23 protein-coding genes, 4 tRNA genes and 1 other RNA gene are annotated in these 21,069 nt (G+C 67.8%); 25 read left to right on the forward strand and 3 right to left on the reverse strand.

Features of this window, described 5'->3' with window-relative positions:
- Positions 1–83: 83 nt before the first annotated feature.
- The 3 genes from VFE28_15515 (at position 84) to VFE28_15525 (ending at position 1,919) form a co-directional block, all read left to right on the forward strand.
- A tRNA-Ser gene (locus VFE28_15515) sits at positions 84–177 on the forward strand.
- Positions 178–1,044: 867 nt separating this feature from the next.
- Positions 1,045–1,659: a histidine phosphatase family protein gene (locus VFE28_15520; protein ID HZM17408.1), complete on the forward strand. Its 615-nt coding sequence runs from the start codon at positions 1,045–1,047 to the stop codon at positions 1,657–1,659.
- On the forward strand, positions 1,656–1,919 hold the full coding sequence (locus VFE28_15525) for a hypothetical protein (GenBank protein HZM17409.1): 264 nt from the start codon (positions 1,656–1,658) through the stop codon (positions 1,917–1,919). The genes VFE28_15520 and VFE28_15525 overlap by 4 nt, the downstream gene beginning before the upstream one ends.
- 51 nt (positions 1,920–1,970) lie before the next feature.
- On the opposite strand, the gene VFE28_15530 is transcribed toward VFE28_15525, so the two are convergent.
- Positions 1,971–2,537 carry a hypothetical protein gene (locus tag VFE28_15530; GenBank protein HZM17410.1) on the reverse strand — a complete coding sequence of 189 codons (567 nt, stop codon included), beginning with the start codon at positions 2,535–2,537 and terminating at the stop codon, positions 1,971–1,973.
- Between the two features lie 330 nt (positions 2,538–2,867).
- On the opposite strand from VFE28_15530, the gene VFE28_15535 reads away from it, so the two are divergent.
- The 4 genes from VFE28_15535 to add all read left to right on the forward strand — a co-directional run bounded on the left by VFE28_15535 (position 2,868) and on the right by add (position 6,599).
- A tRNA-Arg gene (locus VFE28_15535) sits at positions 2,868–2,945 on the forward strand.
- Positions 2,946–3,045: 100 nt separating this feature from the next.
- Positions 3,046–3,921: a hypothetical protein gene (locus VFE28_15540; protein HZM17411.1), complete on the forward strand. Its 876-nt coding sequence runs from the start codon at positions 3,046–3,048 to the stop codon at positions 3,919–3,921.
- A gap of 82 nt (positions 3,922–4,003) precedes the next feature.
- Positions 4,004–5,524, forward strand: coding sequence for a leucyl aminopeptidase (locus VFE28_15545; GenBank protein ID HZM17412.1), 1,521 nt, complete (start codon positions 4,004–4,006; stop codon positions 5,522–5,524).
- Positions 5,505–6,599 carry an adenosine deaminase gene (add, locus tag VFE28_15550; GenBank protein ID HZM17413.1) on the forward strand — a complete coding sequence of 365 codons (1,095 nt, stop codon included), beginning with the start codon at positions 5,505–5,507 and terminating at the stop codon, positions 6,597–6,599. Before VFE28_15545 ends, add begins: the two co-directional genes overlap by 20 nt.
- 75 nt (positions 6,600–6,674) lie before the next feature.
- Here the strand turns inward: add and VFE28_15555 are convergent, their stop codons facing one another.
- Complete coding sequence (locus VFE28_15555) at positions 6,675–7,160, reverse strand: hypothetical protein (GenBank protein HZM17414.1); 486 nt, start codon at positions 7,158–7,160, stop codon at positions 6,675–6,677.
- Between the two features lie 251 nt (positions 7,161–7,411).
- Between VFE28_15555 and VFE28_15560 the strand changes: the two genes are divergently transcribed.
- From VFE28_15560 to VFE28_15575, 4 genes are all read left to right on the forward strand, one after another.
- A complete protein-coding gene (locus VFE28_15560; GenBank protein HZM17415.1) occupies positions 7,412–8,134 on the forward strand; it encodes a hypothetical protein in 723 nt (240 codons plus the stop codon).
- A 19-nt stretch (positions 8,135–8,153) separates the two neighbouring features.
- Positions 8,154–8,666 (forward strand): tRNA adenosine(34) deaminase TadA, encoded by a 513-nt coding sequence (tadA, locus tag VFE28_15565; protein ID HZM17416.1) that lies wholly within the window; start codon positions 8,154–8,156, stop codon positions 8,664–8,666.
- Positions 8,667–8,701: 35 nt separating this feature from the next.
- Positions 8,702–8,791: transfer RNA gene (locus VFE28_15570), tRNA-Ser, on the forward strand.
- 97 nt (positions 8,792–8,888) lie between these two features.
- A complete protein-coding gene (locus VFE28_15575) occupies positions 8,889–9,245 on the forward strand; it encodes an STAS domain-containing protein (GenBank protein ID HZM17417.1) in 357 nt (118 codons plus the stop codon).
- A gap of 89 nt (positions 9,246–9,334) precedes the next feature.
- On the opposite strand, the gene VFE28_15580 is transcribed toward VFE28_15575, so the two are convergent.
- Positions 9,335–11,137 (reverse strand): tetratricopeptide repeat protein, encoded by a 1,803-nt coding sequence (locus tag VFE28_15580; protein ID HZM17418.1) that lies wholly within the window; start codon positions 11,135–11,137, stop codon positions 9,335–9,337.
- Positions 11,138–11,529: 392 nt separating this feature from the next.
- Between VFE28_15580 and VFE28_15585 the strand changes: the two genes are divergently transcribed.
- The 14 genes from VFE28_15585 to VFE28_15650 all read left to right on the forward strand — a co-directional run bounded on the left by VFE28_15585 (position 11,530) and on the right by VFE28_15650 (position 21,056).
- Entirely contained in the window at positions 11,530–12,129 is a 600-nt protein-coding gene (locus tag VFE28_15585; GenBank protein HZM17419.1) for a hypothetical protein, read from the forward strand.
- A 175-nt stretch (positions 12,130–12,304) separates the two neighbouring features.
- Positions 12,305–12,380: transfer RNA gene (locus tag VFE28_15590), tRNA-Ala, on the forward strand.
- 46 nt (positions 12,381–12,426) lie between these two features.
- Positions 12,427–12,525: signal recognition particle sRNA small type (gene ffs, locus VFE28_15595), an RNA gene on the forward strand.
- 32 nt (positions 12,526–12,557) lie between these two features.
- Positions 12,558–14,519 carry a DNA polymerase III subunit gamma/tau gene (gene dnaX, locus VFE28_15600; GenBank protein HZM17420.1) on the forward strand — a complete coding sequence of 654 codons (1,962 nt, stop codon included), beginning with the start codon at positions 12,558–12,560 and terminating at the stop codon, positions 14,517–14,519.
- 38 nt (positions 14,520–14,557) lie between these two features.
- Positions 14,558–14,875, forward strand: coding sequence for a YbaB/EbfC family nucleoid-associated protein (locus VFE28_15605; protein ID HZM17421.1), 318 nt, complete (start codon positions 14,558–14,560; stop codon positions 14,873–14,875).
- Between the two features lie 33 nt (positions 14,876–14,908).
- A complete protein-coding gene (gene recR, locus VFE28_15610; GenBank protein ID HZM17422.1) occupies positions 14,909–15,505 on the forward strand; it encodes a recombination mediator RecR in 597 nt (198 codons plus the stop codon).
- Entirely contained in the window at positions 15,505–16,017 is a 513-nt protein-coding gene (locus VFE28_15615) for a roadblock/LC7 domain-containing protein (protein HZM17423.1), read from the forward strand. Before recR ends, VFE28_15615 begins: the two co-directional genes overlap by 1 nt.
- 31 nt (positions 16,018–16,048) lie before the next feature.
- Positions 16,049–16,627, forward strand: a complete 579-nt coding sequence (locus VFE28_15620; protein ID HZM17424.1) for an ADP-ribosylation factor-like protein — start codon at positions 16,049–16,051, stop codon at positions 16,625–16,627.
- Positions 16,624–17,283, forward strand: a complete 660-nt coding sequence (locus tag VFE28_15625) for a phosphatidylglycerophosphatase A (GenBank protein HZM17425.1) — start codon at positions 16,624–16,626, stop codon at positions 17,281–17,283. Before VFE28_15620 ends, VFE28_15625 begins: the two co-directional genes overlap by 4 nt.
- Complete coding sequence (locus VFE28_15630; protein HZM17426.1) at positions 17,280–18,527, forward strand: CinA family nicotinamide mononucleotide deamidase-related protein; 1,248 nt, start codon at positions 17,280–17,282, stop codon at positions 18,525–18,527. Before VFE28_15625 ends, VFE28_15630 begins: the two co-directional genes overlap by 4 nt.
- A gap of 176 nt (positions 18,528–18,703) precedes the next feature.
- Positions 18,704–19,027 (forward strand): nucleotide pyrophosphohydrolase, encoded by a 324-nt coding sequence (locus VFE28_15635; protein HZM17427.1) that lies wholly within the window; start codon positions 18,704–18,706, stop codon positions 19,025–19,027.
- 118 nt (positions 19,028–19,145) lie between these two features.
- A complete protein-coding gene (locus VFE28_15640) occupies positions 19,146–20,003 on the forward strand; it encodes an alpha/beta hydrolase fold domain-containing protein (protein HZM17428.1) in 858 nt (285 codons plus the stop codon).
- A 55-nt stretch (positions 20,004–20,058) separates the two neighbouring features.
- Positions 20,059–20,688 (forward strand): carbonic anhydrase, encoded by a 630-nt coding sequence (locus VFE28_15645; protein ID HZM17429.1) that lies wholly within the window; start codon positions 20,059–20,061, stop codon positions 20,686–20,688.
- Complete coding sequence (locus VFE28_15650) at positions 20,688–21,056, forward strand: VOC family protein (GenBank protein HZM17430.1); 369 nt, start codon at positions 20,688–20,690, stop codon at positions 21,054–21,056. The genes VFE28_15645 and VFE28_15650 overlap by 1 nt, the downstream gene beginning before the upstream one ends.
- The last annotated feature ends 13 nt before the right edge of the window (positions 21,057–21,069 follow it).

Consider the following 21,069-nt stretch of genomic DNA (forward strand, 5'->3'; position numbering starts at 1 on the left):
CTCCCCCTGGTTAGTGTGGCGGTGCCCTGACGCCGTGTTCTCGACCCCCGGGCGCGGGGGTCCAAGCCTCGAACGGACGAGCTGGAGAGATGCCCGAGAGGCCGAAGGGGCTCGCCTGCTAAGCGAGTGTGGGGTACAAAAGCCTCACCGAGGGTTCGAATCCCTCTCTCTCCGCCAGAGTCGAACGACCCCAGCCGGTCGTTCGGGAAGCGGAAGTTGCGCCCATAGCTCAATTGGATAGAGCGTCTGACTACGGATCCTCTGAACCGCAGACAACAGGGTGCAACTGCGCAACTTGCGCCCCAGCAGCACCGCCTGATCCGCGCGATGGAACGATGCGGACAGGCAGTGGGCAGGCAGCAGCCGGCAGGGCGACTAGCGACTAGCAGGCTGCCTCGCGCGCGCGACTAGCGGTTAGCGACTAGCAGGCTTCAAGCTAGCAGTCTGTGGAATTCCGGAATTACCTGCAGGACGGAGCGGTCGGAACCATGCTGCTTTTCTTGGCTCCCTGTACCGAGCGCGCGAACGCCGTGGAGGTCCTTTTTCTTGGATTTCCTGGGGAGCGAGCGGAACGGCTAGGCAGCTACCGAGCTTGCCGGCTAGCCTGCTAGCGAGCTTTTGGTTTGAAGGCGAGCCCTCCCAGGCAGCGTTTGCCATCGTAAGTTTCTACCCCGTAGGTCCCCCGTACCCTCCTATTCCTCAATTCAGAGGGGGCGTATCTTCGTCGCCGCCGGTCACAGAAGATAGGGCCGACATAGGCGACCAGATAGTGGCAGCCTCGCTTGAGCTCGGGCCGTGGCGGCTGCGGCTGGAACAAGCGACGGTCGGGGCCCGTCGAGGGTCGCGAGGGTGACGACCAAGAGCTAGAAAACGTCCTTCAGTTCGACGCGGCTCGCCGTGGTATGCTGGCCGCGATCGGCGCGTTGGCGGGCCCTCCCCGACCGAACGCCGCCCTCGACCGAGCCTCGTCCCCGATCCTGCACCCCGGCCTTGGATCCAGGGATTGAGACACAGCATCGCCGCGCTTCACCGGGGGTCGCCTCGATGCGCATCTTCCTCGCCCGGCACGGCGAGACCACCTGGAACCAGGAGAACCGGCTCCAGGGGCGAATCGATACTGCGCTGTCGACGCGCGGCGTAGCGCAAGCCGAGGCGTTGGCCTCGCTGCTCGCGGCGCAGCCCATCACCGCCATCTACACAAGCACGCTGCGGCGCAGCCGCGACACGGCGAAGCCGTTGGCTGCCCGGCTCGGGCTCGAGGTGCGCGCCCGGTTCGAGCTGGACGAGATGTCCTACGGGATTCTGGAGGGCAGCCTGGTGCACGCACCCGGCTCGGAGTTCGAGCCCCTGTACACAGCGCGCAACGCGGATCCGCTCGCCTTCCGGCCACCGGGCGGCGAAGCCTACGCCGATGTGCACGTCAGACTCGTCCCGTTCGTCGCCGAACTGCGAGCGCGGCACGCTGGCGAAGCCGTGCTCGTGATCGGTCACCGGGCCACGAACCGTGTCCTGTGGGCGCTGCTGCTCGAGCGTCCGCTCGCCGAGTGCATCGCGCTCAAACATAAACACGATCGAATCCTGGAGTTTCACCTGGGTGCCGTGCCCGAATGCATCGAACATCGGTACGAGGTGAACTCGACGCCGTTGGAGAACCCATGAGCGTCGTCGAGAACGCACGGCGCCATCGTGCCATGATCCTGTACGGGCACGTCCATGGGGACGCTTATGTGTTGCTGCCTGGTTTCTCGGTTCTCGGTGCATCAGCTTTGGTTCGAGTGCACACGACGAGTGGCGCGGTGACGCCTGTGGTGATGGACCCGGCCGAGGCGGCGAGATTCGACATGCCGCTCAGCGTCGCGTTCAGCAGACAAGGAAACGCGCTGATGTTGCCCTCCAGTGCATTGGCCCGCGTGATGTAGTAGTTGTTGGCATCGCGGTAGCGGAACACGATGCCACAGGCCTGATCCACCTTAGCCGGGTGACGCCGCGTCCTTGGAATCTGCGCTACGGGTGAGTTGTGCGAGGGCGTCCTGGGCCCCTGGAGTCAGGAAGCAGAACGCGGTAGCCCAGCGCGCCAGGAAGCGGGCCCGGCGGCGCGGGGACGCCGGTGCCCGCCAAGGAAGCTGCTCGAAGTCGTTGGCGAAGTCGATCTCGAGTAGCGCACGCAAGGTCTCGAGATCGACTGCGACGTCCCGACCCTCCACGACGTCCCGCACGAAATGGCCTGCGTCGCTCTCCAAATTGGTGAAGAAATGGTCCCGATCGCAGGCGCCGAAAAGGTACGCGAGTTCCTCGGCCCGCGGGCCGAGGCGCGCCCGCAGCGCCGGACGCTGATCGACCCCAGCCGCGCGGGCCGCAAAGGTCTGGGTGCCATAAATGCTGTGGAAGAGACCCGCCAGGCAGACCGCTTCCTCGTTCCCCCAAGCCTCTAGGAGAGCATGCACTCCAAGCATGTGGTCGTGCAGCGTGCGCCCGAAGTGGGGAATGGTCCTCGTGCCCAGTTCGTCGAGGAGATTCTCGAGGTCGGGCCGGATCATCGCGCTCTCCAGTTCCCAGCACCTTGAGTGATTTCGACACTGCTTGTCGCCGCGACCCCTAGCGCGTAGCTCAGGGCTATTTTGGTGCGGTGCTCGCGCAGGAGCTGCCTAGCAGTGGTCAGATCGCTGCCCAGCCCAATCCGCACGTCCTTGCCGTGCCGCTGGGACCTCGTGTAGTATCCGCCGCCTGGCCACTGGAACAGGCCCCTCGGGAGCTTTTGACGTGGCATCTTGTGGTTCCTCCTGCTAACCTGGGGCGCCTTGTCTGCCTTCAGTGTTAGCAGGCAGTGAGCAGGCAGTGCAAGGGGCAGGAACGGCGTAAGTCATTGTGCGCCCATAGCTCAATTGGATAGAGCGTCTGACTACGGATCAGAAGGTTTGGGGGTTCGACTCCCTCTGGGCGCGCCACTCGCAGCGGGCCGGCAGAAATGCCGGCCCGTTGTGTTGACGCCTCCAGCGCGCGAGAGTGGGACCGTGACGAGAGCGGGATCGTGATGGGAGACGGAGAGTGAGTACGGTCTGGCAAGAAAAGGTGCTCGCCCTGGGCGCGGATCCGCGCGCCCCTTCGAGCGCGCTGGCGCAGCGTGCCGGTGAGCTCTTGCGCGAAGTAGCGGCTCACGATCCAGAGTTGCTGGCGGAGACGGCACGCGCCATCGTCGTGGCGCAGCCGGCGCTCGCAGCGGTGGTCAACGTAGCCAACGTGGCGCTCCGTGCGGTCGAGGTGCTCGGCATGGGCTCGGTCGGCAAGGCTCTCGAGTCGCTCCTGCAGGGGCTCGAGGCCGATCGTCACGCCGCGGCGGCGGCACTGGCGGGACGGTTCGAGGCTCCGGTCACCATCGTCACCACCTCGGCCCAGGCCGTGGTGGCGGAGGCCGTCCAGCTCTTACAACGCCGCGGGCTCCTGCAGCGGGTGGTGTGCGCCGAATCGCGACCGCTGCACGAGGGCACGGCTTTCGCACGCTGGCTGGTGTCCCAGGGCTGGCCCACGACGCTCGTCACCGATGCGGGCGTGACCGAACATCTGCAGCCGGGGTCGGTTCTCGTGGTCGGTACGGAGGCGATTCTGCCGCAGCACGTGGTGCATCGGCTAGGCACGCGAACCTACGCCACCTGGGCCTGTCTCGCCGGCGTCCCCCGCTACGTGCTGGCGATGCGCGACCGGATCTATCCGGTGGAGCTGGTCGGGCGTTTCACGCTCCCGTCGCATCCGGCGGCGGAGATCCTGCGCGAGCCGCCGGGGGGTTTGCACGTGGACGGTCGCGCCTTCGATCTCTCCGCACGGTCGCTCTGGACGGAGATCTTCGTCGGCGGCCAACCCGCGCCGGTGGCCGAGCAGCGGGGCGACCACCGGCTGGCACAGGGACTTCTCCAACTCGCCTCCTGAGTTCCACGGAGCCCGCCGCGGTGCCCGGAACGGCGAAAACCCGGTTGCCGCCGGCCCCTCCGGCTTGGTTTAATGTCCCACGATGCAGATTCGCCTGCGAAGATCGGACTTGGCGCGCCTGCGCGTGCCCGTGCTGTGCGTACCCCTGCATGAAGGGGAGGCCCTACGCGGCCCGTTGTCCGCGCTGGACAAGGCCTGCGGCGGCGTACTCGGTGCGGTGCTCCGCGCCGGCGACTTCCGCGGCAAACCGGGCACGCAGGTCACCCTCTACAACCCGAAGACCACCGGGCCGCGACGCATCGTGCTCCTCGGCGCCGGCAAGGAAAGCGACATCGACCTGGAGCGCATCCGCCAAGTGGCTGCCCGCGCCGTTGCCCGCGCCGGAGAGCTGCAAGCCCGTGAGCTCGGGCTCCTCTTTCCCGCGCCCCGCCCGCTGGGCGACGCGGCCATGGCGCAGGCCCTCACGGAGGGCAGCCTCCTCGGCGACTATCGCTTCGACAAATACAAGTCTCCCAACGAAGACAATAGCAAGAAGCTGCAGACGGTGACGTTCGTGGCCGTGCGCCAGGTCGACAAGGCCGCCGGCAGCGGCATCGAGCAGGGCGAGATCCTGGCCGACGTGGTGCGCAAGGTGCGCGACATGGTGAACGCGCCGGCGAACGAGCTCACCCCGACCGAGATGGCCGAGCGCGCCCGCGCTTCGGCCAAGGAGCACGGCTTCCGTTGCACCGTGCTCGACCGCGCCGCGGCAACGAAGCTGGGAATGGCGGGCCTCCTCGCAGTGTCCTCCGGCAGCGACCAACCGCCGCGCTTCGTCGTGCTCGAGTACGATGGAGCGGGGCCGCGGACACCGTGCTACGTCTTCGTCGGCAAAGGATTGACCTTCGATTCTGGCGGCATCTGCATCAAGCCCGCCCCCAAGATGGACGAGATGAAAGGCGACATGGGGGGTGGTGCCGCCGTGATCGGTGCGGTCGAAGCGGCGGCGCGCCTGCGCCTGCCGGTGCGCCTCGTGGGATTGGTCCCGTGCACCGAGAATCTCCTCGGCGGCAGCGCCTATCGCCCCGGCGACATCCTGCGCATGGCCAACGGCAAGACGGTCATGGTGGACAACACCGACGCCGAGGGCCGTCTGGTGCTGGCGGATGCGCTCGTCTACGCCCAGCGCTACAAGCCGGCCGCCATCGTCGACCTGGCCACGCTCACCGGCGCTGCGCTCATCGCCTTGGGGCAATCGGCGACGGCAGTCCTCGGCAACGATCGTTCCCTCGTCGACTCCCTGAAAGCAGCCGGAGAGCGTTGCTTCGAGCGGCTCTGGGAGCTACCGCTGTGGGAAGACTACGAGGAACTCATCCGCACCCCCATCGCCGACATCAAGAACACCGGCGGCAAGAACGCCGGCACCATCACCGCGGCCGCCTTCCTCAAGCATTTCGTCGGCACTGTGCCCTGGGCGCACCTGGACATCGCCGGCACCTCGTACCTCGACCGCGCCGAAGGCTACCGGCCGCAAGGCGGCACCGGCGTCGGCGTGCGCCTGCTCGTCGAGTACCTCCGCGACCGGGCACAGGAAAACGCGGCGCATGCCGGCCAGCGCACCTGAAGCAGACGGCCCTTCCGAAGCGCCGAGTGCCGAGTCCTACCTGCGTCGGGCTCCCAAGGTGGAGCTGCACGTACACCTCGAGGGCGCAGTGCGACCGCAGCGTCTGCTCGCCGTGTTGCAACGCCACGGGTTGCACACACACCTGCGTCGCCCCGAAGACGTTGCCTGGCTCTTCCACCACGACAGCTTCGTTGATTTCCTCGAGCACTTCCGCTTCGTCGTCACCAGCCTGCGGGACGTGCAGGACGTCCACGACGTCGCCCGCGACCTCTTCGAGGAGCTGGCGGCGCAACAGGTGCTCTATGCCGAGGTCTTGTTCTCGGCGGCGATCTTTGTCCGCCTCGGCATGCCTTGGGACGAGCTGCTGGCGGCGGTGAGCGAAGCGGAGGCCGCAGTGCTCGAGCCGCGACGGCGAGGAGGGTCGCTGCCGCGCTACAACCTGGTTCTCGATCTGGTGCGCAACTTCGGGCCGGAGTTCGCCGCGGCGCAGGTGGAAGAGATCGCGAAGCGGGCGCATCCGCGCGTCGTCGGCGTGCACCTCGGTGGTGACGAGGTGAACTTCCCGGCGCGGCTCTTCGCCGCGGCGTACGCGCGAGCGGGGGAGGCAGGCCTGGGGCGCGCGGCGCACGCCGGTGAAGGTGCCGGCGCGGCGAGCGTGCGCGAGGCAGTCGAGGAGCTGCAGGTGACGCGCATCGGCCACGGCATCCGCTGCCTGGAGGACCCGGAGCTTGTGCACCTCCTGGTGGAGCGCGGCATCACTCTCGAAGTCTGTCCGACGAGCAACGTCCGCACCCGCGTCGTCTCGGAGCTGCAGGCGCATCCGCTGCCGCTCCTCCTCAGCCAAGGTCTGCGCTGCACCATCGGAAGCGACGACCCGAGCTTCTTCGACACCGATTTGAGCCGCGAGTGGATTGCCGCCCACCGCGTGCTGGGCCTCGGTCTCCGGCAACTCGACGCCTGCGCCGATGCCGGGTTGGAGGCGGCATTCTTGCCTCAAACGGAGCGCGAAGTCGGGCTGGCGCGCCTACGAGCCGAACGGGCCGCCTCACGCGCAGAACTCGGTCTCACCGGTTGAACCATGGGGAAAGCAAGTGGCCCGTTCCGCGGCGCGCCGGAGAGCAGGCGCGCCAGCCTGCCAGCAAGCAGAACCTCAGATTCCCAGCGTGAGGATCTTGATGAGGATGGCGAGGCCGCCGATGAGGGCGCCCGTCGCCGCCGCGGCGCTCGGGATGCCGGTGTGCACACCGGGCTGGGGCGGCGCGATCTCGGCCTTTTCCGGCGGGGTCACTTCGGCGACCTCGCCCCGCTGGGCGCGCTCGTAGAGAGCCTTCGCCGTCGAATCCTCGGGGGTGTCGCCATAAGGAAAGCGCCCGTGGAGGTCGAGATCGTCCAGGTCGATGCGCCGGTCTCGTGGATTCAGGAACAGGGCGAGGTCGGTGTCGTAACGCATTGTCAAAGATGAGGCTGTGAAACGCTCACCGGCCTGTCGCAAGGCTCGGAAGGGGGGCGACTCGGGACTCGAGGGGGGTTGAGCCGAGCCCGCAGCCGGATGGGCAGCGCAGAGCGACGCCCCCAGGGTGATCCCGAAAAGCAGGACCAGGCCCAGAAGACCCTGCCGCAGGTTTACTGCACTCATCCCCATCCCTCCGCGACGTCTGCCCGACCTCTGGGAATGTCCCGGGGACATGCGCACCATGGCTCTCCCAACACTAACTGATGGGCCCAGCCTCCGCACCCTCCGGCTGGGCCGCGTACAGTGGCTTGGGAGCTGAACTTGCCGCCCTGGAATCATCGTGCTATGCAGGGCCAGGCGGCTGCGCCTTTTATACCCCGCCGAGGGCTCGCGAGATTCGTGCCCGCGCGCCGCTCTTCCACCCCGGGGAGCCCATGTCCTGCAGAACCATCGGCGCGCTCGCCATCCTCCTCTGGCTAGCCAGCTGCGGCGGGACGGGCGCCGGCCGCGAACGCCGGTTGACGAGCATCCTCGAGCCGAGCTTCGGGCAGCGGCCGCTGCGCACCCTCGCGGCGCTGCCCCTCGCCTCCGACGTAGCGGAAGACGAGGATCCCGACCAGATCGCGGCGGGGATGGTGGAGGCGAAGTTCTACCCAGCGCTCAATGCAGCGACGCAGTACACCCTGCTGCCGCCCAGCGAGGTGAAACGGATCCTGCAGGAAGCCGGCCTCACCCAGAACCTGGCGCACTTCTACAAGAAGTGGATTTCCGACCACGACGACGTCGACGAGGCCTTCCTCCGCGACCTTGCGGCGCGACTGCACGCGGACGCCATCGTGGGTGGAGCCGTCGATCTTTGGCACCAAGATCTGATCGACATCATGGACACGGGCGCGGCGCGGACGCACGTGGGACTGATGCTGGGGCTCTTCGATGGCGTCACGGGAAAGCGGCTGTGGCTCGGGGCGGACTCGCAGTTCAAGGATGGACAGCGCTACTCGGGTCCGACGGAGGAGAACATCGCCGAGCTGCAGCGACAGGTGGAGCGCACCAACAAGCGCACCGTGGGCGGGGTCTACGCGCCGCCCGACTTCAGCGAGGTCGTCGACATCGTGGTGAGCGTCCTCGTCGCGCATTTCCCGCAGACCCGGAACTGAACACCGAGTGGAGCCCGGCATGGAGCCCTTGGAGGAACATGAACGCTGGATGCGCCTGGCCCTGGACGAAGCCATGCGCGGCGCCGAGGAGGGCGAGGTCCCGGTGGGGGCCGTCGTGGTGCTGGGCCAGCGCGTTCTCGGCCGGGGGCACAACCGCACGGAAGCCACCCACGACCCGACAGCACACGCCGAGGTGCTGGCCATTGGCGCCGCCGGCGAAGCCCTCGGCGACTGGCGTTTGACAGGCGCCGATCTCTACGTCACTCTGGAGCCCTGCGCCATGTGCGCCGGGGCCATCCAACTCGGGCGGTTGCGGCGGGTGATCTTCGGACCCAGGGACCCGAAGTTCGGGGGCTGCGGCTCGGTGGTGAACGTCCTCGCGCAGGTGCAGATGAATCACCGCGTCGAGTGCATCGATGGCGTGCTCGCCGAGGAAAGTCGCTTCGTGCTGCGGCGTTTCTTCCGTGAGCTGCGCCGGCAAGGTCGCGAGGTCGCGGCCTCCGACCCTTTCCCCCCCGACGAAGAGCCTTGAAGAGGTGCTTCCGTCGTCGGGCGCGACAGGATCAAGGAGAGATGCGAGAGCGGTTTAATCGGCACGGTTGGAAACCGTGTGTGCGGGAAACCGCACCGAGGGTTCGAATCCCTCTCTCTCCGCCAACTGGGGGCTCCGCCGGGACGGCGGGGCCCCGCCGCCGGCTGCCCGTGTGAAGCGCCACCAGCCGCGGCTCGCAAGACCAGTAGGGGACGATGGCGCATGCATGTGCGCTGCAGAGTCGACCCGGCCTTTCCCGGCACCTGTGCCGCGCTCGCGGGACATCTCGACCCGGAGGGCGCGGCGCTGGCGCGCGACGACCTCGCGGCCCGAATCGCGCCTTCCACACCTTCTCTCCTTCTCGACATGAGCGCCGTCGATTGGATGAGCAGCGCCGGCGTCGGGGCCCTCATGCAACTTCGTTCGCAGGTGCAGGCGAACCAGGGCGCCATCGCTCTCTTCGGCTGCACGCCCCGAGTGCGCTCGGTGCTCCGGGTCTGCAAGCTCGAGAACCTGCTCAACGTCTGCGACGGTGAGGACGAGGCGCGGCAGCGGCTGGGCCGGCCGCCCGCGCTCTGATCCGATCCGCCGCATCGCGTCCCCTGCCGCAATTGCAGGGCAAGGGTCGGCGGCCACTGCTACCCGCTCGATCACGGCGCCTGGGAACTTCACGGCGGCAAAGAGCGCAACAGCTTCTCTGCCTCGGGGAAAACGCGACGCCGCTCGAGGGCCTGCTGCAACGCCGCTCGCGCTACCAGGGGACGCCCGGCGGCGACTTCGATTCGCGCCAAGGTCAGCAGGTAGTCCGGATTCTCGGGCTCCAAGGCGAGAGCGCGCCTGGCGTGTTCGCGGGCCCGGTCCAGGTCTTGCCCCTGCTGGGCGAGCACGTAGGCGAGATTGTTGTGCGCCGGCGCGTAGTCCGGCCGGCGCTCCAGGGCCAGGGCATACTCCCGCGCGGCCGCCGCCATCTCCCCGCGCTCGGCGTATTGGTTGGCGAGCCCGACATGGTAGCGGGCATCGGCGGGGTTGGCTCGCACCGCCGCTTCATATTCCTGCAAAGCGAGCGCAGCATCGCCACGCTGCCGCTGCCAGATGGCGAGCTCCTCGTGCATGTAGGCCCGAGCGTGCGGAGACCACTGCGACTCGGCTTCGAGCGCCCGGTGGACGTGGGCTACGGCGGCCTTCGGGCTGGCGAGGGTGAGGATCCAGGGCAGGAGAGAGTGCACGCTCCCGATGAGGACGAGGACGATCGTCACGCGGGTCGCTGCTCCTGCAGCCAGGAGGAGAGCCCCCGTGCAGCCGAGGAGGACGAAGCCGAAGGGAGCGAAGATGTCCCAATCGCGATAGGGGCCGAGCTCGCGGAGGAAAACGCTGTTCGTGAGCAACACTCCTGTGGCCGCGAGGAGGAGGAACTCTAGGGCTGGCACCGCCCCTGGTCGCTGCTGCCGCAGGAACAGGAACATCAGGGGTCCGAGGAGCGCGAGCGGCGCGGCGCGCAGGATGTCGTTGCCCACCGCCAGGGCATGGGCGAGGGAGAAGAAGGGGAAGGCATGCCGGGCGCTCGTAGGTTCGAAGTAGGCGGCGGTGTAGCGCGTCCAGCCGCCGACGGAGGTGGTGAGTAGAGACCCTGGCCGGCCGCTCGCGACGAGAACGAGGAGTGCCGCAAGGAGCGGGATCGCTGCCACGCCGATCCCCACCGCCTTGCGGTGGCCCAGCCTCCACGCACGCCAGGCGAGCCAGCCCACCGCGGGGGCCAGCGCCAGAGTGGAAAGGTGGAAGGAAAGGAGAGCGCCGAAGGCAGCGAGGCTGACCAGGGTGCCAGAGGTGAAGCGCGCGGAGCAGGTGCGGGCGACGAGCGCCAGGTAGACGAGGAGCGCCGCCGCCACCATCGGGTAGTACTCCACGTGGCCGAAGAAGAGCTGCATGCAGGTGCCGCCCAGGAGCAGGCAGGCGACGAGCCAGCGGCCGTCGCGCTCCGGAGTCAAGGACGCGGCAAAGCGGAAGAGGGCGTAGGTTCCGGCGACGCCGCTCGCCACCGAGAGGAGCGCCAGCGTCCGTTCAGCGCTCCAGCCGAAGCTCGATTCCGCCGCGTGCACGGTGCGGGTGGTGCACTCGACCAGGAGTCGGGCGCGGGTGACCGTTTCCGACCAGCCCCGATCGCGAACGAGCAGGAAGCCGTCGCCGGAGAAGTGCGTGCGCTGGCGCAGGAGCCAGAAAGCGACCGCTGCTGCCAGCGACAGCAGCGCGGCCCCGCGGCGGCCTGGATACGCAGGCAGCCGCAAGCGCGCCGCGAGGAACGGCGCGGCGAAGCAGGCGAGCAGCGCCGCGCCGGTCCACGCCACCGCCCACGGCCGCGGCCAGACCGCGAGGGCCGAGAGGGACCAGAGCGTCGCCGGGACGGCCAGCGAGACGGCGTGCAGGAGGAGGAGAGCGGCGAGGCCGGCTTGCACGACCCGTTCGGTGCGCGACATGTCCGGCAGTATCGGCGAGCCGCAGCCCGGGAGCCAGCGGGTTGACGGTGGCGTGGAATCACGCCAGGAGGACTCGAAGCGACACTGCTCCCATTCTCATACCGCTGCGATGACCTTGCTTGCGTGAAATGACGCAGGCGGAGCATGCCGCGACGGCCCGATTTGAAAGCTCCGACTCACCCCAAGTACACTCATTTCTACCCCCACCCGGGTTCCGTTCTCTTCCCGGGAGCGCCCCCGCACGAGCGCTGCGGCGCTGGCGTGCGCATTTCACAGAGGAGCAATGGATCATGCGCATCCCGAGGTTTATGCCGCTCGTGTTGGTGTCGGCGGCTCTGATTGCACTAGGGTTGGTGGGCTGCGAGCCCCTGACCTCCCCCGATGGTCTGAGCATGAAGCCCAAGACCGTCGATCCTGGTTCGGCCGGCCCGTCTTCCAAAGACGACCACAACGGAGACCGGGGGGAGCGCCCGATCCGTGGCTCCTTCAAGGGCTTCGAGCCGGTCTGGGTGGTCTCCCACTTCGTCGAGAGCACCTGCAACGGCCTGGTCGCCGGCGCCGAGGTCAAGAGCCGGGGCAACGTCTCGCACTTGGGTCAGACCGAGCTCACGGCTTCCGCGGCCTGGGACTGGAGCGAGAAGGCGGCGGGCGAGTTCTCCCCCGTCGGGCCGACCACGTCTTCCTCCGCAACGATTCTCAGCGACTACCCGCATGACTTCTGCAGCCAGCCGGTGAGTGCTTCGGGCAAGGTCATCCTGGAAGCAGCGAACGGGGACAAGGTTCGCGGCACCATCCAAGGTGGCGAGGTCTACGAACTCGGGTACGATCATCCTGGCGACGCCCAGGAGCAGTTCATGGTGGTGGAGATCGACGGCGGCACGGGACGCTTCGCCCATGCAGAGGGCAGCATCGTGATCCACAGCATCTTCCACCTGGTGGACCAGAAGATCATCACGAGCAGCATCATGCCCGGGGGTCGCATCAGCTACTGAGGTTCTCCGGCGGCGGCCGCCTCGCTCCTGGAGGCCGCCACGGACGCCGGCGGCTCGGCAACATGGCTCGCACGCAGAGCCACGCCTTCGGGCGTGGCTTCTGCTTTTTCCGGACGGCCGTCGCGGTTGACAGGGCCCGGGAGCGATGCTAGAACTTGCTGCCGGGCTCGGTTACGGGGATGTAGCTCAGTTGGGAGAGCACCACGTTCGCAACGTGGGGGTCGAGGGTTCGAATCCCTTCATCTCCACCATATGCAGCGGGTCGGGGCTTGGCTGCCGCGAAACCGCGAAGGCTGGAATCAGGTCCCACGCAACGGGAGATCCCGAACTCCGTCAGGACCGGAAGGTAGCAGCGGTAAGGGACACCTCTCGGGTGCGCTGGTCAACCTGATTCTGGCTTTTTCGGGGCCTCGCGGCTCGGGGGAACCATGAGCTACGTGGCGCTGGCGCGGAAGTACCGCCCCCAAACCTTTTCCGAAGTTATCGCGCAATCCCACATCACCGACACCTTGCGCCGCGCCTTCGAGAAGCGCCTGGCTCCCGCCTATCTCTTCACCGGACCACGCGGCTCCGGCAAGACCACCGTCGCCCGCATTCTGGCGAAGGCGCTCAACTGCGAGCGCCCCAAGGGTGGCGAACCCTGCGACGTTTGCGAGAGCTGCACGGGCATCAAGACCGGCCGCAGTCTCGACGTGCTGGAGATCGACGGCGCCTCGAACAATAGCGTGGACGATGTGCGCGAGCTGCGGGAGAACGTGCGGTACGCAGCCTCGGCGCCGGGGAAGCACAAGGTCTACATCATCGACGAAGTGCACATGCTGTCCACCGGTGCCTTCAACGCCTTGCTGAAGACGCTGGAGGAGCCGCCGTCGCACGTCCTCTTCGTGTTCGCCACCACCGAGCCGCGCAAGGTGCCGCAAACCATTCTGTCGCGCTGTCAGCGCTTCGATTTCCGCCGCTTGCGCAGCGAGGAGATCCACGGGCGGTTGCAGGAGATCTGCACCAAGGAGAAGCTCGACATCGACGACGCGGCGCTGCACTTGCTGGCCAAGCGGGCGGACGGCAGTTTGCGCGATGGTCTGAGCCTGCTCGATCAAGTCGCTTCCAGCCAGAGCGGCAAGATCCGCGAGAGCCATGTCGCCGAGGTGCTGGGCTTGGTGCGCGAGGAGGTGTACCTTGAGCTCGCCGAAACCTTCCTGGCCCACTCTTCGGTGCGCGCGGTGGAGTTGCTGCACGCGGCCCAGCGCGAGGGCGCCGACCCCGCTGGTTTCGTGCTCGGTTTGGTGGAGCATCTCCGCAACCTGCTCCTCCTCTCGGTGGATCCGGCGTTGCGCCGGGCGGTGCAACTCGGCGAAGCGCATCTGCAGCGGGCGGAGGAGCTGTCGCGCCGCTTCCGCACCGAGGATCTGCTCTACCTCTTGAACCGAGCCGCCGCCTTACACGAGGAGATCCGCAACTCGAGCCAGCCCATGGTGGTGCTCGAGGCCGCGACGGTCGAGCTGGCGCGCTTCGAGTCCCGCGTTCTCCTGGCCGAGGTGCTGGAGAAGCTCGGCGGTGGTGCCCCGGAGCCGCCGGCGGCACGCGGCGGCACAGGCACAGGTCCCGCCCGAGAAGCCGCGCGCGGCCGCGGGCGCAGTGGCGGCGCCTCGGCGCTCACCGGCGCCTCTCCCGTCCCGACTGCCGACACTCAGGGCGCGAACGGCCTCGCCTTCGGCGCCGCGCCCGAAGCACCGGCGGGTTTGCTCACGCCGCCACGCACACCGGTCGCCGCCGCCAGCGAGTCAGCGTCCCAGCTCCCGACCCGCGGTGGCGCCTCGCTGGAGCCGCGACTGCCGGCGGCCGGCCTCGCCCCCCACGAAGCTCGGCCTGCAGCGCCTGGCCTTGTCTCCCACGAAACTCGGCCTGCTGTGCCCGGACTCGTGCAGCGCGAGTCTCGGCCTCCTGCGGTCGGCGGTGCCACCATCGTCGCTGCGGTGGAGCTCGGCGAGGTGCAAGAGCGCTGGGCCGAGTTCACTCAGTTGGTGGCGGGATCGAAAGCGCTGCTCGCCCAGTGTCTCTCCGAAGGTGTGCCGGCCCGACTCGAGGGGGCGCGCTTGCACGTGGAGTTCAGAGAGACGCAGAGCTTCCCTTTGCAGATGTTGCAACATGCCAACGCGCGGGCGGAGCTGGAGCAGCTCCTCGCCGGTTACTTCGGCCGGCCCTTGCAGCTCGTGCCGTGCCTGCCCGGAGCGGAGAGTCCTCCCGGGGCGCCTTTGTCGTCCGGGCGGATCAGCCACGAAGACATCGTGCAGAGCCGGCGCGAGGCTGTCGGCGCCAGCGAACGCCTGCCGCTCCTGCAAGAGATCCTCGAGACCTTCGACGCCGAGATCCTGGAAGAGCGCGACGGCTGAGCCGGGCGCCGCGGCAGCCGTGATCCGGAGGGTGCAGCGTGTTCAAGAACATGGGCGACGTGCTCAAACAAGCGCAGCAGATGCAGGCCAAGATGCAGGCATTGCGCGAAGAGCTACGCCAGCGCGAAGTGGTCGGCAGCGCCGGAGGCGGCCTGGTGACGATCGCGCTCAACGGCACCAGCGAGCCGTTGCGCGTCAAGATCGACCCGAAGCTGGCGGGCGACATGGAGATGCTGGAGGATCTCGTCCTCGCCGCACTCCGGGACGCGCAGCAGAAGGTCCAGGAGCTGGTGCAACAAGAGATGGGCCACCTGGCGGGGCCGATCGCCGGCGCCTTCGGTCTCCCAGGGACGTGAGCGCCCGGCCGAGCCACGAGGACGGACGCTTTGATCTTTGGTTCGCCGCTGCTGACCAGGCTCGTCGCCCTCTTCAAGATGATGCCCGGCGTGGGGGAGAAGTCGGCCCAGCGGCTGGCGCTCTTCGTGCTCCGCAGCGAGCGTCCGGCGGTGGAAGAGCTCGCCCGCACCCTCCTCGAAGTGAAGCAGCGCGTCGGGCTGTGCGAAGTGTGCGGCAACGTCGCCGAAGAGGCTCGCTGCGTCATCTGCGCCGACCCGCGGCGGAGTGACGACGCGATCTGCATCGTCGAGCAGCCCCAGGACGTGTACATGCTGGAGCGCACCGGCGCCTTCCGCGGCCGCTACCAGGTCCTGCACGGCGTGCTCTCGCCCATGGACGGGGTGGGCCCGGCGGAGCTCCACCTGGGGAACTTGCAGGAGCGCGTCCGAGCCGGGAACACGCGGGAAGTGGTGGTGGCCACGAACCCCACGGTGGAAGGCGAGGCCACGGCACTGTACGTTTCCCGGATGTTGGAGGGGCTCTCCGTGCGGGTGACGCGGCTCGCTCGGGGGCTCCCGGTCGGGGGCAGCATCGAGTTCCTCGACGAGGCCACCCTGGGGCGGGCCTTCGAAGGCCGGCAAGAGGTGTAATGGTGGGAGAGCAGGTGCAGGCGGGCGGTTCGATCTTCGAAGAAGACTATTGGGCGCTCCGGGGGGTACTGACCGAGCTCCTGGAGGGAGCGAACGCCCGGAGCGTTCTGCTCGTGGATGGCACCGGACAGGTGATCACGAGCCTGGCCACACCGGCGGAATTCGACGTGATGAGCTTCGCCGCGCTCTGTGCCGCCGACTTCGAAGCCAACCGGCAGCTGGCGCACTTGATCGGCGAGGAGGACTTCTCGACCCTCTACCATCAGGGCACGAACGAGAGCATGTACCTGTCGCGGGTCGAAGCACGCGTCATCCTGGCGGTGCTCTTCGACCGGCGCGCCACGCTGGGGCTCGTGCGCCTGCGCGTGGCCCGCGCGGTGGAACGTCTCACGGTGGTATTCCAGCGCTTGTTCGAGAAGGCGCAGCATCACGTGCAGGTGGCCCGGCTCGAGGTGGACGCGGACTTCACCGCCCGCGCCGAGGCCCAAATCGACGACCTCTTCCAGGAATGACCCCGGGTCACCGCAGCCGTGGACGGCGGGCGTGTCGCTGATCAACTACGCTACACAAGAGATCAGCTGTAAGGTCGTTTACTACGGCCCCGGCCTGGGCGGGAAGACGACCAACATCCGTTACGTCTACAACCGCTTGCGCCCGGAGTCGAAGGGCAAGCTCATCTCCCTGGCGACGGAGATGGACCGGACGCTTTTCTTCGACTTCCTGCCCCTCGATCTCGGCAGCATCAAGGGATTCCGGGTGCGCTTCCACCTCTATACCGTGCCGGGGCAGGTGTACTACGACGCGAGCCGCAAGCTCATCCTGCGCGGGGTGGACGGCATCGTCTTCGTGGTGGATTCCTCGATCAACCGCTTCGACGCCAACGTGGAGAGCATGTACAACATGCACGAGAACCTGGCGCTGCACGGCCTGTCGCTGGCCGACGTGCCCTTCGCGGTGCAGTACAACAAGCGCGATCTCCCCGACATCATCGCCCTCGACGATCTGCAGGAGGAGCTGAACCCGTCGCGCTATCCCAGCTTCGAAGGGGTGGCGACACGGGGCGTCGGTGTCTTCGACACCTTGAAATGCGTGAGCAAGCTCGTGCTCCGCAAGCTGGCGTGAGCGCCGTGGCGGGCCCGGGCGACGCCGCGACGGGCCCTGGGTCTCGCCCCCCTCCAGAGCGGCGGCGCCCGAGCGAGCGCCTGGCCGTCGCCATCGCCTCGCTCGCTTTCGCTGGCTTCTTCCCCGTGGCCCCCGCGACCTTCGCGAGTGCCATCGCCACGGTGTTCTTCGCCTTCGTCTTCCCGCTGCCGGCGGTGGCGGCAGTGGCGCTCGTGGTCGCGCTCATCGTCATCGGCGTCTGGTCGTGCGGGCGACTGGAGAGCGTCTATGGCCACGATCCTTCGGCGGCGGTGCTCGACGAAGTCTGCGGCATGGCGGTGACGCTCGCCTTCGGTCCGATCACGCCGGCGACGCTCGTACTCGGCTTTTTGCTCTTCAGAGTCTTCGACGTGCTGAAGCTGCCGCCAGGCCGTGCCGCCGAACGCCTGCCGGGAGGCTGGGGCGTTGTTTTCGACGATGTCGTTGCCGGTGTGTACGCGGCAGCCGTGCTGCGCGGCTGCATGTGGTTGTGGCCAGGAATGCATCTCGCGCTCTGGCATCTCGGTGTCCTCGCCGTGGGTGCGGCCGTACTCTTCGTCTTCCGCAAGCCCCTCTTCCGCCGCTACGGCAAGCCCCGCACACGGCTCGGAGTGCGCCGGGGAACGGAGGCCCGGTGAGCGTCGAAGTCCTGGTGGTGGGGAACGAAGTGTTGGCGGGCGCCGTCGCCGACACCAACTCCGGCGCTGTGGCACGGGCGCTCGCAGCTCTCGGTCACGAGGTGGCACGCGTGACCCAGGTGGGGGACGTGCCGGAGGCCATCGCCCAGGCGGCCGCGGAGGCGGTGCAGCGCGCTCGCGTCCTCGTCGTTTCCGGCGGCCTCGGCCCGACGCCCGACGATTGCACGAAAGAAGCCCTCGCTGCGCACTTCGGCTCGCGCCTCGAGCTCGACGCGGAGACTTTGGACGACATCCGCCGCCGCTTCGCCGAGCGCGGCCTGGTGATGCCCGAGTCGAACCGGAAGCAAGCACTCCTGCCGCAGGGCGCTCGCAAGATCCCGAATCCCGTCGGCAGCGCGCCGGGTGTGCACTGGCGCCTGGCAGGCTGCGACGTCTTTCTCCTCCCCGGCGTTCCCGACGAGCTCTGCGCCATGCTCGACTCGTACGTGCTACCAGAGCTGCGGAGGCTCGGCGGGAGAACGCCGGCCCGGCGCGCCGTCTTTCGCACCGTGGGCCTGCCGGAGTCGGAGATCGCTCAGCGCCTGCAGCCGACGATGGCAGCCTACGCCGCCTGGCGCTGGGGCTTCTATCCAGGACGTCAGGGGCTCGACGTGCAGGTCGTGGATGCGAGCAGCAACGCTAGCGCCTCGGAGTTCGACGTGGCATGCGCCGCCGTGCGGGAGGCGCTCGGCGACATCGTCTACACCGAGGAAGAGGGCGTGCCGCTCGAAGAGATCGTTCGACGATTGTGCGTGGAGAAAGGCCACACCTTGGCGGTGGCCGAGTCGTGCACGGGAGGTTTGCTGGGCGGCTGGCTCACCGCCGCTCCGGGGAGCAGCGCCTACTTCATCGGCGGCTTCGTCACCTATGCCGACGCCACGAAGCGCGACTGGTTGGGAGTGCCGGAGGAAATGCTCGCACAGCATGGTGCCGTGAGCGCCGAGGTGGCGATCGCTTTGGCACGATCCGCCCGCGCGCGTGCCGGCGCTACCCTCGGTCTCGCCATCACCGGTGTCGCCGGCCCGGGCGGCGGCACGGCGGACAAGCCCGTGGGTCTCGTCTTCCTGGCCCTATCCGCTCCCGATGGCGAATGGAGCCTACGTTTGCAGCTCGGCCGCCGGCGCGAAGCGAATCGTGCCTACTCCTGTCTTCTCGCCCTCGATCTGCTGCGGCGCTACGAGATTGGACTTCCGCTGGGAGCGTGAGAATGGCCGCCAAGAAAGGACGTGCAGTGACCCCGCGCCAGCAGCGCGTCTCACGTGGTCGCGCCCACTCGCTCCCTGCCACCGCACGCCGTGGCCTGAGGCCGGCCGGCGCCCCGAGCCGAAGCAGATCCTCCTCGAGCCCATCTGCCATTTCCAATCGGAATGCCACCCCGGAACTGAGCCTGGCCGAGATGCAGCGCCGGGTGGACGATTGGATTATGCAGTTCGAGGAAGGCTACTGGCCGCCGCTCTCCATGCTGGCCCGTCTCAGCGAGGAGGTGGGGGAGCTGGCGCGGGAGCTGAACCATCACTACGGCCACAAGCCGAAGAAGGCCGACGAGCGCCCTGGTGACATCGCCCTGGAGGTGGCGGATATCCTCTTCGTCCTGACCTGCCTGTGCAACTCGTTGCAGATCGACATGACGCAGGCCTTCGAGCGCGTCCTCGCCAAGTACACGCACCGCGACGCCCGCCGCTGGACGCCGCGCCGCGTTCGATGAGGGGGAGTGAGGCCCCGTGCCGTGTACACTCTCCCTGGAGCCCTCGAACCTCTGCAGCATTGCACCGGCGACGCCGAACCGGAACGATGCGAGACCGCCGAAGCGAAACGAGCGCACCATGACGAAGATGCTCGCCGCACTCTGTGTCCTGGCGGGGTTCCTACACTCCACGCCGCTCTTCGCGCAGGCCGACCGCGAGCCGCCTCTCGATCGAGTGTATCGGGAGATCGGTGGTGATTCCCTCCACGCCTACGTCTTCCTCCCGCGTGAAGACGGGAAGAGCGACACCACGAACGCGATCCTCCTGTTCCACGGTGGTGGATGGAGTGCTGGCGCGCCGGAGTGGACCTTCGCGGCGGCGCAGCGCTTCGCCGATGCGGGCCTGGTCGCCGTTGCCGTCGAGTACCGCCTGTCGACCGGAGAGGTCACGCCCATCGAGGCGCTGGCCGATGCTTGTGCGGCTTTCGCTTGGATACAGACGCACGCAGCGGAGTTTGGCTCGAGTGGACGCGCAGCGGCCTACGGAGTCTCGGCAGGTGGACAGCTCGTGGCGGCTACGGTGACCGTTGGTTGCCCAGACGACAGGGCCGCCCCGGAGGCATTGCTTCTCTGGTCCCCGGCACTGGATCTCGTCGGCGATCGTTATTTCACCACTCTGCTGCAGGGTCGTGCGAACGCCGCTGAGCTTTCTCCGGCTCGGCACGTGGGTCGCCGTACACCGCCGACCTGCATCGTTCATGGCGAAAAGGACACGCTCACGCCGTTGGCCGGAGTCAAACGGTATTGCGCCGCGCTCACGGCGCTGGGACGCAGGTGCGATCTGCATGTCTACCCTGGGGTGGGGCACTTGCTCACGAGGAACCTCACGAACCAAGAGAGCGACTTCGACCCCGACCCCGTGGCCCGTGCCGATGGGATTGCGCAGCAGACCGAGTTCTTGCGGAGCCTGGGCTTCCTGCCAGGGGCAGGACGTTAGGAAGGCAGTCGTTGTCGCTTCGATGCGGCCGGTGGACGCCGAGGAGGAAGCGTCGATGATCTCAGCGTCCGAAGGACTCGAGCGCCTGCGCGCTGGGAATCGTCGCTTCCTGGCCGACGTACGTAGCCACGACACGCTCGCGAGCCAGGCGCGCCGCCGGGAGCTGACCGCGGGGCAGGAGCCCTTCGCCATCATCCTGGGATGTTCCGACTCGCGGGTGCCAGCGGAGATCGTCTTCGACCAGGGGTTGGGAGATCTGTTCGTCATCCGTGTCGCCGGCAACATCGTCGCGTCTTCCCAAGTGGGCAGCGTCGAGTTCGCCGCGGCGCGGTTCGGCACCAGGCTGGTGGTGGTTCTGGGACACTCGCAATGCGGGGCCGTTCTAGCCACTCTGGAAGAGCTCCAGCAACCGACAGAAAACCAGTCGCGGAACCTGCGCTCGATCGTCGACCGGGTGCGGCCCTCGGTGGAAGCGTTGCTGGCTACGGAGCTCACCCGCGACCCGGTCGCGCTCGTGCGGCAGGCGGTTCGCGCCAACATCCGGGTCTCGGTGAACCATCTGCGCCACGGTTCGGAAGTCGTCGAACGTCTGATCCAGGAGGATGGACTCGTGGTCGTCGGTGCCGAGTATTCCCTCGAGACGGGGGTCGTCAGCTTCTTCGATGGTGTACCGGAGGTCGACTGATGGCCGACGTCGTTCTTCCAGCAGGCTGGCATACCGTCACTCCACGCCTCGTCGTGGAGGACGCGGAGGGACTCGTCACCTTCCTGAAGCGTGTGTTCGGGGCCACGGGCGAGTATTACCCCGACGCTCCGTCGCAGATCAGGATCGGCGATTCACTCCTCATGGTGAACAGAACCGGAGCCCGAGAGAGCTTCCCGGCGTTCCTCTACGTCTATGTCGAAGACGCCGAAGCCACCTACCAGCGGGCGCTGGACGCCGGCGCCATGTCGCTGGAGCCGGTATGGGAAACGCCCTATGGGGACCGTCGCGGCATGGTGCGGGATCCCTGGGGCAACGTGTGGCAGATCGCCACTCACCTGCGACGGTAGCTGGGCCAGACCT

It is taken from the genome of Candidatus Krumholzibacteriia bacterium (genome assembly GCA_035649275.1).
Classification (GTDB): domain Bacteria; phylum Krumholzibacteriota; class Krumholzibacteriia.